At 69.6% G+C, this 15648-nt stretch carries 15 protein-coding genes; 6 read left to right on the top strand and 9 right to left on the bottom strand.

All coding sequences use genetic code 11. The features are described 5' to 3' along the window. Positions 1-7: 7 nt before the first annotated feature. From C5708_RS12500 to C5708_RS12490, 3 genes are all read right to left on the bottom strand, one after another. Positions 8-1390: a glutamate--cysteine ligase gene (locus tag C5708_RS12500; RefSeq protein ID WP_242921579.1), complete on the bottom strand. Its 1383-nt coding sequence runs from the start codon at positions 1388-1390 to the stop codon at positions 8-10. A 119-nt stretch (positions 1391-1509) separates the two neighbouring features. Further along, positions 1510-2271, bottom strand: a complete 762-nt coding sequence (locus tag C5708_RS12495) for a 16S rRNA (uracil(1498)-N(3))-methyltransferase (RefSeq protein ID WP_242921577.1) — start codon at positions 2269-2271, stop codon at positions 1510-1512. After that, positions 2268-2561: an antibiotic biosynthesis monooxygenase family protein gene (locus tag C5708_RS12490; protein ID WP_278253959.1), complete on the bottom strand. Its 294-nt coding sequence runs from the start codon at positions 2559-2561 to the stop codon at positions 2268-2270. The genes C5708_RS12495 and C5708_RS12490 overlap by 4 nt, the downstream gene beginning before the upstream one ends. Before the next feature lie 59 nt (positions 2562-2620). On the opposite strand from C5708_RS12490, the gene ppk2 reads away from it, so the two are divergent. Both ppk2 and C5708_RS12480 read left to right on the top strand, forming a co-directional pair. Continuing rightward, entirely contained in the window at positions 2621-3382 is a 762-nt protein-coding gene (gene ppk2 / locus C5708_RS12485; protein ID WP_242921574.1) for a polyphosphate kinase 2, read from the top strand. 22 nt (positions 3383-3404) lie between these two features. Continuing rightward, positions 3405-4604, top strand: a complete 1200-nt coding sequence (locus C5708_RS12480; RefSeq protein WP_242921572.1) for a winged helix-turn-helix domain-containing protein — start codon at positions 3405-3407, stop codon at positions 4602-4604. Positions 4605-4635: 31 nt separating this feature from the next. Here C5708_RS12480 and C5708_RS12475 read toward each other — a convergent pair whose 3' ends face one another. The 6 genes from C5708_RS12475 to C5708_RS12450 all read right to left on the bottom strand — a co-directional run bounded on the left by C5708_RS12475 (position 4636) and on the right by C5708_RS12450 (position 12073). Next, the gene (locus C5708_RS12475; protein WP_242921570.1) at positions 4636-6186 is read right to left on the bottom strand and encodes a peptidase S10; all 1551 of its coding nucleotides are present in this window, start codon (positions 6184-6186) and stop codon (positions 4636-4638) included. A 38-nt stretch (positions 6187-6224) separates the two neighbouring features. Next, entirely contained in the window at positions 6225-7748 is a 1524-nt protein-coding gene (locus tag C5708_RS12470) for a S10 family peptidase (RefSeq protein ID WP_242921568.1), read from the bottom strand. 106 nt (positions 7749-7854) lie between these two features. Then, positions 7855-8082, bottom strand: coding sequence for a hypothetical protein (locus tag C5708_RS12465; protein ID WP_242921566.1), 228 nt, complete (start codon positions 8080-8082; stop codon positions 7855-7857). 118 nt (positions 8083-8200) lie between these two features. Continuing rightward, entirely contained in the window at positions 8201-9991 is a 1791-nt protein-coding gene (locus tag C5708_RS12460) for an ABC transporter ATP-binding protein (RefSeq protein WP_242921868.1), read from the bottom strand. Between the two features lie 80 nt (positions 9992-10071). Then, positions 10072-10497, bottom strand: coding sequence for a hypothetical protein (locus C5708_RS12455; protein ID WP_242921564.1), 426 nt, complete (start codon positions 10495-10497; stop codon positions 10072-10074). Positions 10498-10618: 121 nt separating this feature from the next. Next, the gene (locus C5708_RS12450) at positions 10619-12073 is read right to left on the bottom strand and encodes a catalase (RefSeq protein ID WP_242921562.1); all 1455 of its coding nucleotides are present in this window, start codon (positions 12071-12073) and stop codon (positions 10619-10621) included. A 128-nt stretch (positions 12074-12201) separates the two neighbouring features. Between C5708_RS12450 and ubiA the strand changes: the two genes are divergently transcribed. From ubiA to C5708_RS12430, 4 genes are all read left to right on the top strand, one after another. Next, on the top strand, positions 12202-13146 hold the full coding sequence (ubiA, locus tag C5708_RS12445; protein WP_242921560.1) for a 4-hydroxybenzoate octaprenyltransferase: 945 nt from the start codon (positions 12202-12204) through the stop codon (positions 13144-13146). A 76-nt stretch (positions 13147-13222) separates the two neighbouring features. Continuing rightward, the gene (locus C5708_RS12440) at positions 13223-14182 is read left to right on the top strand and encodes a fatty acid desaturase family protein (protein ID WP_242921559.1); all 960 of its coding nucleotides are present in this window, start codon (positions 13223-13225) and stop codon (positions 14180-14182) included. A gap of 38 nt (positions 14183-14220) precedes the next feature. After that, positions 14221-14868 carry a 50S ribosomal protein L11 methyltransferase gene (locus C5708_RS12435; RefSeq protein ID WP_242921557.1) on the top strand — a complete coding sequence of 216 codons (648 nt, stop codon included), beginning with the start codon at positions 14221-14223 and terminating at the stop codon, positions 14866-14868. Further along, a complete protein-coding gene (locus C5708_RS12430; RefSeq protein WP_242921555.1) occupies positions 14868-15617 on the top strand; it encodes a L,D-transpeptidase family protein in 750 nt (249 codons plus the stop codon). Before C5708_RS12435 ends, C5708_RS12430 begins: the two co-directional genes overlap by 1 nt. The last annotated feature ends 31 nt before the right edge of the window (positions 15618-15648 follow it).

The raw sequence follows: 15648 nt of genomic DNA, 5'->3' as shown, positions 1-15648 counted from the left end.
CCGCCCTTTAGTAGGCGAATTCCTCGAAGACCCGGGTCACGTCGCCCTGCCAGCGGCCGTGATAGAGGTCGAGCAGTTGCTCGGCCGGCGTGACGCCGCTGTCGGCGATCTCCTCCAGCTCGCGCAGATAGACGGTCTCGTCGAGGAAGCTGGCGTCCAGGCGGGCGCGGCGCTTGAGCCCCTCCTTGGCGATGGCGACGAAATCCCTGGCCACGTCCCGCACGGGCCGGCCGGCCACCGTTCCCTTGAGCCCGGTGCGGGCGGCGTCGCCGCGCAGCCTGGCCCGGTCCTCGCTCGTCCAGTGCTTGCACAGGTCCCAGGCGGCGGCCAGGGCCGCGCCGTCGTAGAACACGCCCGTCCACAGGGCCTGCAGGGCGCAGATGCTGCTCCACGGGCCGCCGTCGGCGCCGCGCATCTCCAGGTACTTCTTCAGCCGCACCTCGGGGAAGATGGTGGTGATGTGGTCGCCCCAGTCCTTCATCGTCGCCCGCTCGCCCGGCAGCGCCGCCAGCTCGCCGGCCATGAAGGCGCGGAACGACTGCCCCGACAGGTCGACATAGCGGCCGTCGCGCTTGGCGAAATACATCGGCACGTCCATGGCGTAGCGGGCGTAGGTCTCGAAGCCGAAGCCGTCCTGGAACACGAAGTCGAGCAGGCCGGTGCGGTCGGCGTCGGTGTCGGTCCAGACGTTGGCGCGGGCCGACAGGAAGCCGTTGGGCTTGCCCTCGGTGAACGGCGAGTTGGCGAACAGGGCCGTGGCGATCGGCTGCAGGGCCAGGCTCATGCGGAACTTGGCGACCATGTCGGCCTCGGACGAGAAGTCGAGGTTCGACTGCACGGTGCAGGTGCGCAGCATCATGTCGAGGCCGAGCGAGCCGACCTTGGGCATGTAGGCGCGCATGACGTCGTAGCGCCCCTTGGGCATCACCGGAACCTGGTCGCGGCGCAGGGTCGGGCTGAAGCCCAGGCCGATGAAGCCCAGGCCCAGCTCGTCGGCGACGGCCTTGACCTCCTCCAGGTGGCGGCCGGTCTCGGCGCAGATGGCGTGGATGTCGGGCAGGGCCGCGCCGGACAGCTCGAACTGGCCGCCCGGCTCCAGGCTGACGCTGGCGCCGCCCCGCTCCAGGCCGATCAGGGTGTCGCCGCGCGGGCCGCTCTCCAGCACGTCGGTCCAGCCGAACCGGCGCAAACCCACCAGCATGGCGTGAATGCCGCCCCGGCCCTGGCCGTCGGCTTCGTAGGGGACCGGCTCGTAGCTGTGCAGCCGGAAGCCGAACTTCTCATGCTCGGCGCCGATGCGGAACTCGCTCGCCGGTTTGCAGCCTTCGGCCAGGTATTCGGCCAGGTCCTCAAGAACCAGCGGACGTTGGTCCGTCATGACATCGGCCATTCAGCATCTCCCAAGGAACGCACCTGCAACACCGGCGGCGCGGCCCCGGTCGCGGCGATCTTTACGCCGTTCAGCAAGTGGGCGCCAATATGGCGCCGCTCAAGAGGCGCGAAGAGAACTCAGTTTTCCGTCCAATCGCCGCGCGCCGCCTGCCACAGCGCCAGGGCGGCGATGGCGGCGGTGTCGGCCCGCAGGATCCTGGGACCCAGCGTCACCGGCGCGACGAAGGCCGCCTCGCGCAGACGCGCCCGCTCCTCCGGCGCGAAACCGCCCTCGGGCCCGATCAGCACCGCCCAGGGCCCGCCCCCGGCCTCGGCCAGGGCGGCGAGCGCCGAGCGCGCCCGCCCTGCCCGGCCGCCCCACTCGGCGGCGGGATCGTCGCCCGCCTCGTCGCAGAACATCAGCCGCCGCCCGTCGGGCCAGGCGTCGAGGATGCGGTCGAGCTTCTCGGGCGCGACCACCTGCGGCGTCTCCAGCCGGCCGGTCTGCTCGGCGGCCTCGGTCGCGATGGCCTGGAGGCGCGCGACGTTGGTGTGGTCGGCGTTGGTGCGCCGGGTCAGGGCCAGGCGTATGCGCCGCGCCCCCAGCTCGACCGCCTTCTCGACGATGGTCTCCAGCGGGCCGCGCTTGACCAGGGCGACGATCAGGTCGAGGTCCGGCGGCGACGTCTGCTCGCGGACCCGCTCGACCGCCGCCAGCCGGCATCCCTTCTTGGAGACCTCGACCAGCTGCGCCCGCCATTCGCCGTCGCGGCCGTTGAACAGCAGCACGCTGTCGCCGAGGCCCTGGCGCATGACGCCGACCAGATAGCGCGCCTGGTCGGCGGAAGGGACGACGACGGCGCCGGCGGCGAGCGGATCGGGAACGTGGAGGCGGATCATTCACAGTCGCCTAGCCGCATCTCCGTCAGCGTCAAGTCGGCCAGCTTCTCGTCGAGCGCCACGTAGAGGGCCCGATGCTGGGTCATGAAGGCGGTGAAGGCGTCGCGGGAGCGCCATCGATCTATGGTCACGAAGCGGGTCGGCTCCTCCAGGTCGCGCAGGAGCTGCACGCCGAGGAAGCCGTCGCCCCGGCGAAACAGGCGCGCCCAGGCTCCCATCGCCCCATAGGCCTCGACAAAGGCGTCGACCCGCTCCGGGTGCGCCAGATATTCCCAAACGACGACGTACAGGACGGCCTCCCTCGCGATGTGATCTTGCCATGGCGCGCAAGAATGCCGAGGCTGCGCCCATGAGCAAATCGGATGACTACGAAGACGCTTTGGTCAAGCTGCAGATCGAACTGGTCCGCATGCAGCAGTGGGCGATCGAGAAGGACGAGAAGATCCTCGTCATTTTCGAGGGCCGCGACGGCGCCGGCAAGGACGGCGCGATCAAGCGCATCACCGAACACCTGGCCGCCCGGAACACCCGCGTGGTCGCCCTGCCCAAGCCCTCGGACCGCGAACGCTCCGAGTGGTGGTTCCAGCGCTACGCCCGCCACCTGCCGGCCGCCGGCGAGATCGTGTTCTTCAACCGCTCCTGGTACAACCGCGCCGGCGTCGAGGTGGTGATGGGCTTTTCCTCCTCCAAGGAGCAGGAGGATTTCATCCGCGACACGCCCGCCTTCGAGCGCATGCTGGTCGAGAGCGGCATCCGCATCGTCAAGTTCTGGCTCGACATCTCCAAGAAGGAGCAGGCCCTGCGTCTGGAGGCCCGGCGCACCGATCCGCTCAAGGTCCTCAAGGTCAGCTCACTGGACGCCGTGGCCCAGGAGAAGTGGAAGGACTATTCCAAGGCGCGCGACGCCATGCTGACGCGCAGCCACACCGCCTTCGCGCCCTGGATCATCGTCCACACCGACCACAAGAAGACCGCCCGGCTGAACACCATCCGCCACCTGCTGCACGCGGTCGCCCCGGCCCACGTCACCGAATGCGTCGAGCGGCCCGATCCCGAAGTCGTCTTCCCCTTCGAGACGGCGGCGCTCGGCGACGGCCGCCTGGAGAAGTAGAAGTAGAAGCCGGCGCCCGGCGATGAAGGACAAGCTCACCGCCGGCGAGGCCCGGCGCATCGCCCTGGCCGCCCAGGGCCTGGTCGACGGACGTCCTGTCGCCGTCGACGGCCGTCGTTTCCGGACCATGGTCGACCGCGTCGGGCTGATCCAGATCGACAGCGTCAACGTCCTGGTCCGCTCGCACTACCTGCCGGGCTTCTCCCGCCTGGGAGCCTATGACGCGGCCCTGCTCGAACGCGAGGCCTACGGCGCCAAGCGCAGCCTGTTCGAGTACTGGGGCCACGAGGCCTCGCTGATGCCCCTGGCGCTGCAACCGCTGATGCGCTGGCGGATGGCCCGCGCCGAGGCTGGCGACGGGGTGTGGGGCGGCATAGCCCGCATGGGCCGCGAGCGGCGCGACTATATCGACAACATCCTGGCCGAGATCGAAAAGCGCGGCCCGGTCAGCGGGGCGGACTTCGCCACCGGGGAAAAGCGCGCCGGCGGCTGGTGGGAATGGAGCGACGGCAAGCGGGCGCTGGAATGGCTGTTCTGGGCCGGCTTCATCACCACCAGGACCCGGCGGGGCTTCGAGCGCATCTACGACCTGACCGAGCGGGTGCTGCCGCGGGCGATCGTCGACGCGCCGACGCCCGACGAGGCGGACGCCCACCGCGCCCTGCTGCGCATCGCGGCGCGGACCATGGGCGTGGCCACCGAGGGCGACCTGCGCGACTATTTCCGCATGCCGGCCGCCGAGACGAGGGCCCGCGTCGCCGAGCTGGTCGAGGCCGGCCAGCTGGTCCCGGTCCAGGTCGAGGGCTGGCGCCAGCAGGCCTATCTCGATCCCGAGGCGAAGATCGGCCGCAAGGGCGCGCCCGGCGCCCTGCTCTCGCCGTTCGATTCGCTGATCTGGCGGCGCGAGCGCACCGAGCGGCTGTTCGGCGCCCGCATCCGGTTGGAGATCTACACCCCGGCGCACAAGCGCGAGCACGGCTACTACGTGCTGCCGTTCCTGCAGGGACAGGCGATCACCGCCCGCGTCGACCTCAAGGCCGACCGCCAGGCCGGCGTGCTGCGCGTCCAGGCCGCCCATCTGGAGCCCGGCGCGCCGGAGGCCGAGACGGCCGAGGCCCTGGCCGCCGAACTGCGGCTGATGGCCGGCTGGCTGGGTCTGGACGGCGTACAGGTGAACGGCCGCGGCGACCTGGCGAGGGCGCTGGCGGCGCAAATCCGATAGCCCTCCCCCTCGATGGGGGAGGGAAATCAGGTCACCGCGCGGCGTAGACGCCCATCACGTCGCGGCGCAGGGCCGCCTGGCTGTCGGGACGGCTGTAGAACATGTGCCCGCCCGGATAGACCTTGATCTGCACCCGGCCCGCCTCGCCCATCGTCGGCATCTGGTCGACGATCAGCTTGGAGACGAAGTACGGGCACGACAGGTCGTCGTAGCCGTGGACGATCAGCACCTTCATCTTCGGGTCCGTCGCCACCGCCTGGCGGAAGTCCGTCACCGACTCGGCGGTCGCCCACCAGCCCTTCTCCCACTTCTCGCCGACGTCGTTGCTGAGGGCGTTGTAGCGAGCCGACAGCTTCCAGCCGACGGTGCGGTTGGTGAAGTCGACCATGGCGCTGGTGGTCGGGGCGATGATCTGGTTGAGGATCGGATCGCCGTCCGGCGCGTCGGGCGACCACGGGAAGGGGTCGTAGGCGGTGACGTTGGAATCGTACCACGAGCCGACCTTGCCCTGGTCGCGATAGAGCTCGCGCAGGAAGGCGCGGCTTTCGATGCGACCGCCCGAACGCTTGACGAATGTGGGATTGAGGCCGGTGAACTCGGTCACCTTGTGGACGATGCGATCGACGGCGGCCTGGTCGGAACGGCCTTTCAGCAGGTCGACGGCGAACTCGGAACGGGCGTAGGCCTCGACGGCGGCCATGGTCTCGGGCGTCAGCGGCTTGCCCTGGCGCTCGTAATTGGCGGCGGCCATCGACGGCAGCGTGCCGATCCACGACATCGGCGAGAAGTTGCCGCCCTGCTCGGACTGGGCGTCGAGGAACGGCGAGACCATCACCACGCCGCTGGGGCCGACGCCGAGGTCGGTCTGCAGATAGTGGGCGATGCGCGGGGTGCGGAAACCGCCGTAGCTTTCGCCGACCACGAACTTGGGCGAAGCCATGCGCTCGTTCTTGACCAGCCAGTCGAACACCACCCGCGACAGGTAGGCGATGTCGGACTTGACCGTGAAGAACTGCTTCTTGCTCTCCTCGTCGTTGACCAGCGAGCGCGAATAGCCGGTGCCGACCGGATCGATGAACACCATGTCGGTGAAGTCGAGCCAGGTGCCGGGGTTGTCGACCAGCCGCGCCGGATCGGAGGGGCTGTCGCCCTGGGCCCCGAACTGGATGCGCTTGGGCCCTATGGCCCCGAGGTTCAGATAGACCGAGGCCGCGCCGGGGCCGCCGTTGAAGGCGAAGGTGATCGGCCGGCTGGGATCGCGCGGCCCGTCCAGGACGTAGGCGGTGAACACCACCTCGGCGATCTTCTTGCCCTTGTCGTCGCGCACCGGCAGCGAGCCGACGGTGGCGGTGTAGTTCAGGGTCTTGCCGGCGACGTGCGTCACCTGTTTGACGCTGGCGTCCTTGGGGAACGGCGGCAGGTCGCCGATGAACTTGTCGGCCCCCTCGCCCTTCTTGCCCTCGTCCTTCTTGGCGTCGGCGGCGGGCTTGGCGTCGTCGTCGGCCCAGGCGGGCGCGGCGGCGGAGCCCGCCAGCAGGGCGACCGCGCAGGCGGCGGCCAGGATCTTCCACTTGGAGCCCATCGGCGCTTCCTTCCTCGATCTGTCGTTGCAGGCCACGGTCACCGGCCGTAGGCCGCCATCACGTCGCGGCGCAGGGCCGCCTGGCTGTCGGGACGGCTGTAGAACATATGGCCGCCCGGATAGACCTTGAGCTGGACCCGGTTCGCATCGCCCATCACCGGCATCTGGTCGATGATCAGCCGCGAGGCGAAGTACGGGCACGACAGGTCGTTGTAGCCGTGCACGATCAGCACCTTCATCTTCGGATCGACGGCGGCGGCCTGGCGCAGGTCGGTGACGGACTCGGTGTCCTTGCCCCGGCCGCGGTCCCACAGCCGGTTCACCTCGTTGCTGAGGGCGTTGTAGCGGCCCTCGACCTTCCAGCCGACGATGCGGGTGGTGAAGTCGACCATGGCGCTGGTGGTCGGGGCGATGATCGAATCCAGGATCGGGTCGTTGGTCTCCTGCTCGGGCGCGAACGGGAAGGGATCGAAGGCGGTGACGTTGGAGTCGTAACGGCTGCCCAGCTTGCCCTCGTCGCGGAACACCTCGCGCAGGAAGGCCTGGGTCTCGATCCGCCCGCCCAGCCGCTTGACGAAGCCGGCGTCGAGACCGGTCAGGCTGGTCACCTTGGCGGTGATGCGGTCGACGGCGGCCGGGTCGGAGCGCCCCTTGATCAGGTCGAGGGGATAGTCGGTCCGGACATAGGCCTCGACCTCGGCCATGGCCTGGGGCGTCAGCTTGCCCTGGCGCTCGAGGTTGGCGGCGGCCATCGACGGCAGGTTGACCATCCACGGCAGCGGCGACATCTCGCCGCCCTGGCGGGTGACGCCGTCGAGCAGCGGCGAGACCAGCACCACGCCGTTGACGCCGACGCCGAGCTGGGTCTGCAGGTAGTGGGTGATGCGCGGGCCGCGGAATCCGCCGTAGCTTTCGCCGACCACGAACTTGGGCGAGGCCAGTCGGTCGTTCTTGACCAGCCAGTCGAACACCACCCGCGACAGGTAGGCGATGTCCGGCTTGACGGCGTAGAAGCGCTTCTTGGTCTCCTCCTCCGAGGTCAGCGAGCGCGAATAGCCGGTGCCGACCGGGTCGATGAACACCATGTCGGTGAAGTCGAGCCAGGTGCCGGGGTTGTCGACCAGCCGCACCGGATCGGACGGGCTGTCGCCCTGGGCCCCGAACTGGATGCGCTTGGGACCTATGGCCCCGAGGTTCAGATAGACCGACGCCGCGCCAGGGCCGCCGTTGAAGGCGAAGGTGATCGGCCGGCTGGGATCGCGCGGCCCGTCCAGGACGTAGGCGGTGAACACCACCTCGGCGATCTTCTTGCCCTTGTCGTCGCGCACCGGCAGCGAGCCGACGGTGGCGGTGTAGTTCAGGGTCTTGCCGGCGACGTGCGTCACCTGCTTGACGCTGGCGTCCTTGGGGAACGGCGGCAGGTCGCCGATGGCCTTGTCGGCCTCTTCCTTCTTGGCCTCCACGGGCGGCTTGTCCGCCGCCTTGGCCCATGCAGGAGCCGCTGCTCCGACGGCCAGGACCACCGCCAGGGCGATGGTCCCGCCCCTCCCGTTCCTACGCATTCCACGCCCCCAGACAATTCTTGGGCGGAATTGCTAGACGAGGCGCGTCCCGCCCACAATGCGGCGGGGGGTTACGAAAAATTCATGCAAAAACCAGCCACGCCCGTCAGGCGTGAACCTGCTGGCCCGCCGCACGCAGGGCGTGTTCGACACCGGCCTGGATCTGGGCGACGCCGGCCTGGATCTCCTTGGCGACCTGGGGCGAGGGATCGCCGGGGCCGACATGGATATGGCCGCTGGCGTCGATCCAGATCAGCGGACCGTCGCCTTCGCCGGCGATCACCCGCACGTAGATCGCGTACTTCTTGCTGTTGAGCACCAGGGAATTGGCCATGGTCTCGCCTTTCACGCTGGAGGACGCTTCGGACGGGACGTCCGAGCGGGCGCGACCTTATCACTCTACCCTAGAGGGAAAAATTCCCCTGTGACGCGAAGTCGCAGGGCGCCGCCGGTCAGGCGACGCCCTGGGCCACCGCGTGCAGGCGCGCATAGGCGCCGCCCAAGGCGACCAGTTCGCCATGACGCCCCTCCTCGATCACCCGGCCGCTCTGGAACACCAGGATGCGGTCGGCGTGACGGATGGTCGACAGGCGGTGGGCGATGACGATGGTGGTGCGTCCGGCCATCAGGGCGTCGGTGGCCATCTGCACGTCGCGTTCGGTCTCGACGTCGAGGGACGAGGTGGCCTCGTCGAGCACCAGGATGGGGGCGTCGGCCAGGAACGCCCGGGCGATGGCCACCCGCTGGCGCTCGCCGCCCGACAGCTTGATCCCCCGCTCGCCGACCAGGGTGTCGTAGCCGTCCGGCAGCGTCATGATGAAGTCGTGGGCGCGAGCGCGGCGGGCCGCGGCGTGGATCTCGTCCATGCTGGCGTCCGGCCGGGCGTAGGCGATGTTCTCGGCGATCGAGCGGTGGAACAACGCCGGGTCCTGCGGCACCACGGCGATGGCGCGGCGCAGGCTGCCCTGAGCGACGCCGGCGATGTCCTGGCCGTCGATGCGGATCTGGCCGCCGTCGAGGTCGTAAAGCCGTTGGATCAGCTTGACGAAGGTCGACTTGCCCGAGCCGGTCGGCCCGACCAGCGCCACCCGTTCGCCCGGCGCTATGGCCAGGGTGAAGCGTTCGTAGAGCGGCGTGGCCTTGTTCTTGTAGCGGAAGGTCACCCGGTCGAAGACGATCTCGCCGCGCTGCGCGCGGAAGACCGGCGCGTCCGGGCGATCGGACACCTCCGGCGTCTGGCGCATGTAGCCAGCGACGTCCTCGACGTCGTCCAGGCCCTTTTGCAGCATGCGCACGTTCTCGCCGAGATTGCGCAGATAGCCGCTCATCAGCATGAACGAGGTGATGGCGAAGGCGACGTCGCCCGGGCTGGCGCGGCCCTGGCTCCACAGCCAGACCAGCATGCCGGAAAGACCGGCCTGCAGGATGATCATCAGGACGTTCTGCATGGCCCAGACGTCCATGAAGCGGTTCCAGGTCTTCTGGACCGCCGTCCGCCAGGACGCGGTGACCTCGCCGAGCCGCCTCTCCTCGCGCGCCTCGGCGCCGAAGCTCTTGACGGTCGGGTTGGCGGTGATGGCGTCGGCCAGGGCGCCGCCGATCTGACTGTCGAGGGCGTTGGACTTCAGGTTGGCCGGCCGCACATAGGCCTTGACCGTCCAAAGGTTCAGGCAGACGTCGGCGATCACCACCGCCAGCGAGAACAGGCCCACCGCCGGCCAGCGTATGGCCATCGACACGCTGAGGCCCACCAGCACCAGCAGCGACGGGCCGAGCCAGAGCACCAATGCGTCCGAGGCGCTGTCATAACCCCACATGGCGCGGCTGACCTTGCGCACGGTCGATCCGGCGAAGGTGTCGGCGTGCCAGTCGGCCGAGAAGGACTGCACCCGCGAGAACGCCTCGTTGGTCATCTCCTCCATGTTGCGGGCCGCCAACGGGTTCCAGAACCGGAAGGCCCCGTTGCGGATGATCACGAAGGCGACGTAGACGCCGACGAACAGCGCCCAGCCCTTCCAGGCCTCGGCCACGGGATGGGCGCCGCTGACGGCGTCGACCAGACGGCCCGCCGCCCAGGGCAGCGCCAGGTCGCACAGCACCGCCAGCAGCATCAGGCCCGCCGCGCCGGCCAGCAGCCCGCGCCTGCGCAGCCAGAAGCCGGCGATGAACGCCGTCACCTGTCCGTTGGACAACACCCGCTTGCGGATGTCGCCCTCGTCCTCGTCGAAATACTCGTCGCTCATCGCGCCCACATAGGGGCTCCCCTTTGGCCTTGCGAGACGGGCTAAGGGCTATCGCGAAGATTGGCGACGGACAGTGTCGCTCAGGCCTCGCAAGGGACCGCGACGCCGCGTTGCGCGGCCGCCGCCCAAAGGGCCAGCGCGGCGGCGAAGGCCGCGCCCGCCTGCCACGGCCCGCCCAGCAGGTCGCGGCTCAGCCACAGCGCGCCGAGGGCGGCGGCCACGGCGGCCTTCAGCGCCGCCTCGGCCCGCTCGGCCCGGCTGGGCGCGAGGCCCCGCAGGCGGCGGCGAATGCGGGCGCCGAACTTGGGCAGGCCCTGCAGCCGTTCGGCCATCGCCCTGTCGCCGGCGCGCTGGAAAGCCCGGGCGGCGGCGGTCCACAGCGGCGTGGTCGGGGCGAGCGGGATCGCCGCGCCCAGGCCGCCGCCGACGAGCAAGGCCCATCCGGCCAGGCGCCAGGCCGGCGCGGCGGCGGGAGCGGTGGAACGATCGGCGGCGATAACGGTCATGGTCGGAAACTCCGGAATTCAGGCGGCCGGAAGCGACCGCTTCTCCCGCTGGGCGGTGGGAGAAGCGGCGCCTTCGGTCCGGCCGGGCCGGCGGCGGGCGCCGGCCGCGGGGGATCGAGCGCTATTCGGCGGCCCGCGCCGCCGTCAGGCCCAGGCGTTCGGCGACCCCCGCGCCATAGGCCGGGTCGGCCTTGGCGAAGTGGCCGATCTGGCGACGCTGGATGTCCTCCGGCACGCCGGTCATCGCCTCGGCGATATTGTCCATCAACTGCCGCTTCTGGTCGTCGCTCATCAGGCGGAACAAGGCCCCGGGCTGGCTGTAGTCGTCGTTGCCCTCGCGATGGTCGTAGCGGGCCGCGTCGCCGTGCAGCGGCAGGGGCGGCTCGTTGAACCGGTCCTGCTGCACCGGGCCGCCGAACGAGTTGGGCTCGTAATAGGCGTCGGTGCGGCCGGGCTTGTCGAACCGCATCGAGCCGTCGAGGTGGTAGGTGTTCACCTTCGACTTCGGCTGGTTCACCGGCAGCTGCTCGTAGTGCGTGCCGATCCGGTAGCGGTGGGCGTCGGCGTAGGAGAAGATCCGCGCCTGCAGCATCTTGTCCGGCGAGAAGCCGACCCCCGGCACGATGTTCGAAGGGCTGAAGCTGGCCTGCTCGACCTCGGCGAAATAGTTGTCCGGGTTGCGGTTCAGTTCCAGGACGCCGACCTCGATCAGCGGGAAGTCGCCGTGCGGCCAGACCTTGGTCAGGTCGAAGGGGTTGTAGGCGGTCTTCTCGGCCTCGGCCTCCGTCATCACCTGGATGCAGAAGCGCCAGCGGGGATAGTCGCCCTTCTCGATGGCCTCGAACAGGTCGCGCTGGGCGCTTTCACGGTCGGTCGCCACCACGCCCTCGGCATGGCGGTTGGTCCAGTTCTGGATGCCCTGCATCGACTTGAAATGGAACTTGACCCACACCCGCTCGCCGGCCGCGTTGATGAAGCTGTAGGTGTGCGAGCCGAAGCCGTGGATGTGGCGATAGCCGTCGGGCAGGCCGCGATCCGAGAACAGGATCGTCACCTGATGCAGGCTCTCGGGCGACAGCGACCAGAAATCCCACATCGCCGTCGGCGAGCGGAGGTTGGTCACCGGGTGCCGCTTCTGCGTATGGATGAAGTCGGGGAACTTCAGCGGGTCGCGGACGAAGAACACCGGCGTGTTGTTGCCGACCAGGTCCCAGTTGCCGTCTTCGGTGTAGACCTTGAGCGCGAAGCCGCGCACGTCGCGCTCGGCGTCGGCCGCGCCGCGTTCGCCGGCCACGGTGGAGAAGCGCAGCAGCACCTCGCTCTTGGCGCCCTTCTGCAGCGCCTTGGCCTTGGTGTAGCGGCTGACGTCCTGGGTGACGGTCAAGGTCCCGTAGGCGGCGGAGCCCTTGGCGTGGACCACGCGCTCGGGGATGCGCTCGCGGTTCTGGTGCGCCAGCTTCTCGATCAGCTGGTAGTCCTCGAGCAGCAGCGGCCCGCGCGGACCGGCCGAGATCGAGTTCTGATTGTCGGGGACCGGCGCGCCGCCGGTGGTCGTCAAGATCGGTCTGTCGCTCATGGCCGCCTCCTCATGCGTCATGAACGGACGGTCGCGCCGCCGGCTCCATAAATCCAATTGTTAGTTTTGATCCAGTCGATAGTGAATTTCTATATTGGGCGAAGCGCGCGACTTGCTAAGCCTGCGCCATGACCACCGCCCCGCTTCCCGACGCCGCCCCGACCAACTGGGTGGACCGCTACGCCCCCGCCGCGCTGCGGCCGTGGCTGAAGCTGGGCCGCTTCGACCGGCCGGCCGGCATCTGGCTGCTGCTGCTGCCGGGGTGGCAGGGCATCGCCCTGGCCGGGGCCATGCGCGGCCAATGGCCGGACCTGAGGCTGCTGGTCCTGTTCGCCGTCGGCTCGGCCCTGATGCGGGCGGCGGGCTGCGCCTTCAACGACATCGTCGACCGCGACTTCGACGCCAAGGTCGCCCGCACCGCCAGCCGGCCGATCCCGTCCGGCCAGATCAGCCTCAAGCAGGCCTGGGCCTTCCTGGTCGGCTGCAGCCTGGTCAGCTTCCTGATCCTGGTGACGCTGGGCCCCGTGGCCATCGCCCTGGGCGTCGCCTCGCTGCTGCTGGTCGCCGCCTATCCGTTCATGAAGCGCATCACCTGGTGGCCGCAGGCCTGGCTGGGCCTGACCTTCAACTGGGGCGCCCTTCTGGGCTACGCCGCCGCCACCGGCGAGATCGCCTGGCCGGCGATGCTGCTCTACGCCTCGGGCATTTTCTGGACCCTGGGCTACGACACCATCTACGCCATCCAGGATATCGAGGACGACGCCCTGGCTGGGATCAAGTCCTCGACCCGCCGGCTCGGCGACAACACCCCCAAGGGCGTGCTGGTCTTCTATGTGCTCAGCTTCGTCCTGGCCCTGACCGCCGCCTTCGCCGGCGGCCTGGGCCCGCTGTTCATCCCCCCGGCGGTGCTGTTCGGCGTCCACCTTTCCAGGCAGGCGGCGGCGGTGCGCATGGACGACGGCCCGCTGGCGCTGAGGCTGTTCCGCTCCAACCGCGACGCCGGCCTGCTGCTGTTCGCCGCCCTCGCCGCCGGCCTGTGGAGACACCACACCCTGTTCCCCGGCTTCGGCTGACGCTGGGTCAGCGTTGCGCCCGCCCAGGCGAAAGCGCATCCTGACGGCGACGCCAAGCAATCGGGAAACGCCAGCCGTGGCCGTCGCCGCCCGTGTCAGACCCGGTCAGTTCTTCACCCCCGAGGAGTGGGCTCCTTTGTCGGCGCGCTCGTCCTGGAAAGGGCTGGCCCTGGTCGCCCACTGCTGGGCGACCATCGCCGCCGCCGCCGCCGTGGCGGTGATCTGGCCGAACCCGCTGACCATCCTGCTGGCGATCATGATCATCGGCGCGCGCCAGCTCGGCCTCGCCATCCTGATGCACGACGCCGCCCACGGATGCCTGCATCCGGACCTCAAGGTCAACGACTGGGTCGGCCAATGGCTGTGCGGCGCGCCGACAGGCGCCGGGCTGCTCAAGTACCGCGACTATCATCTCAGCCACCACAAGTTCGCCCAGCAGGCCGAAGACCCCGACCTGATCCTGTCGGCGCCCTTCCCGACCACGCGCGCCTCGCTGCGGCGCAAGATCGTCCGCGACCTGACCGGCCAGACCTTCGTCAAGCAGCGCTTCGGTCCGCTGGCCGGCAAGCTCAAGGCGCGCGGTCGAACCGGCCAGTCGGCCTGGGCCGTGATCGCCGGCGAGGCGGGGCGCCAGCGCGCCTTCCTGTTGTGGAACCTCGGGATCCTTGTCGCCGCCTCGGCGGCCGGCGTCTGGTGGGCCTGGCCGGTGCTGTGGCTGGTCCCGATGGCGACCTGGTATCCGCTGGTCACGCGGCTGCGCAACATCGCCGAGCACGCCCTGGTCGCCAAGGACGAGCCCGATCCGCTGCGTCACGCCCGCACCACCCGGGCCAACCCGGTCGAGCGGCTGTTCCTGGCTCCCTACTACGTCAACTATCACTGCGAACATCACATGTTCATGCACCTGCCCTGCTGGAGCCTGCCCAGGGCGCACCGGCTGCTGGTCCGCAAGGGCGTCGCCGAGGGGATGTTGGTCGCGCCCGGCTACCTGTCGGTGTTGAAGGCCGCCTCCGCCAAGCCGGCCGTCGCGGCCTGAGGGCTGGCCGCCGCCGGCCGGTCCGGCTATCGGACGGCATGATCAGCGACCGCCGCGCCTTCATCCTCGCCAACACCCGCCTGCAACGGCCGCCGCACACGCCGGAGCTGTCGCTGCATCTGGCCGACGAGATCACCCCGATCTGGCGGATGACCGAAGACGAACTGGGGGCCATGGGCCTGCCGCCCCCGTTCTGGGCCTTCGCCTGGGCCGGCGGCCAGGCGCTGGCCCGCTGGCTGATCGACAATCCGCACGAGGTCGCCGGCAAGCGCGTCGTCGATTTCGCCAGCGGCTCGGGCCTGGTGGCAATCGCCGCCATGAAGGCCGGCGCGGCCAGCGCCCTGGCCGCCGACATCGACGTCTTCTGCGAAGCCGCCGTCGCCGTGAACGCCGAGGCCAACGGCGTCGCCGTCGCCTTCACCGGCGTCGATCTGCTCGACGCCCCGCCTCCCGAGGTCGAGGTGATCACCGCCGGCGACATCTGCTACGAAAAGCCCCTGGCCGAACGGGTCCTGGCCTGGCTGAAGACGGCGCGCGACCAGGGAACCCGCGTGCTGATCGGCGATCCGGGCCGCAGCTATTTCCCCAAGGAAGGCCTGGAGTTCCTGGCGGAGTATCAGGTGCCGACCACGCGGGAGCTCGAGGACATGGCCGTCAAGAAGACCGGCGTCTGGGCGTTGCCTTGATGAGGAAGACGCGGGCCGCCATGGCCGCCCTCGGCGCGGTGCTGCTGACGGCGGGCTGCGGGCGGCTGGGTTTCGGCGGGGGCGATCCGCAGGGCGCGGAGGCCGCCAATGCGGCGCGGGCGCCGTTGGAGCGGCGGCTGGCGGCCAAGGGCTTCAAGACCGGCGCCCGCGTACACATCCGTATATTCAAGGCCGAGAACCGGCTGGAGCTCTGGCTGTCGGACGGCGGACGCTATGGCCTGTTCGAGACCTATCCGATCTGCCGATGGTCCGGAACGGCGGGGCCCAAGATCAAAGAGGGAGACGGTCAGGCGCCGGAGGGGTTCTACGCCGTGCGCCCGGCCCAGATGAACGCGGCCTCCAAGTATCATCGGGCGTTCAATCTCGGCTTCCCCAACGCCTACGATCAGGCCCTCGGCCGGACGGGCTCGGCCTTGATGGTCCATGGCGCCTGCGTCTCGGTCGGATGCTACGCCATGACCGACCCGGCCATCGACGAGATCTTCACGCTGATGGAAGGCGCTTTCGCCGGTGGTCAAAGCGAGATCGCCGTCGACGCTCTTCCCTTCCGCTTCGACGGCGGAGCGAACGAAGCGCCCGCCGGCCGATGGGCCGGCTTCTGGTCGGACCTCGCAGAAGGCGACCGCATCTTCCGCGACACCGGGCGCCCGGCCGCCGCGTTCACCTGCCAAGGGCGCTACCGGTTCGAGGGCGGGCCCGGTTGTCGTACGGTGCGCGAAGCGGATTGACGCCGACCCGCGAGGATGGAACAAATAAAGA

It is taken from the genome of Caulobacter sp. CCUG 60055, assembly GCF_022750545.1.
Lineage (GTDB): Bacteria > Pseudomonadota > Alphaproteobacteria > Caulobacterales > Caulobacteraceae > PUIC01.
Note: the sequence above shows the minus strand (reverse complement) of the source record. Positions and strands in the feature narration are given on the sequence as shown.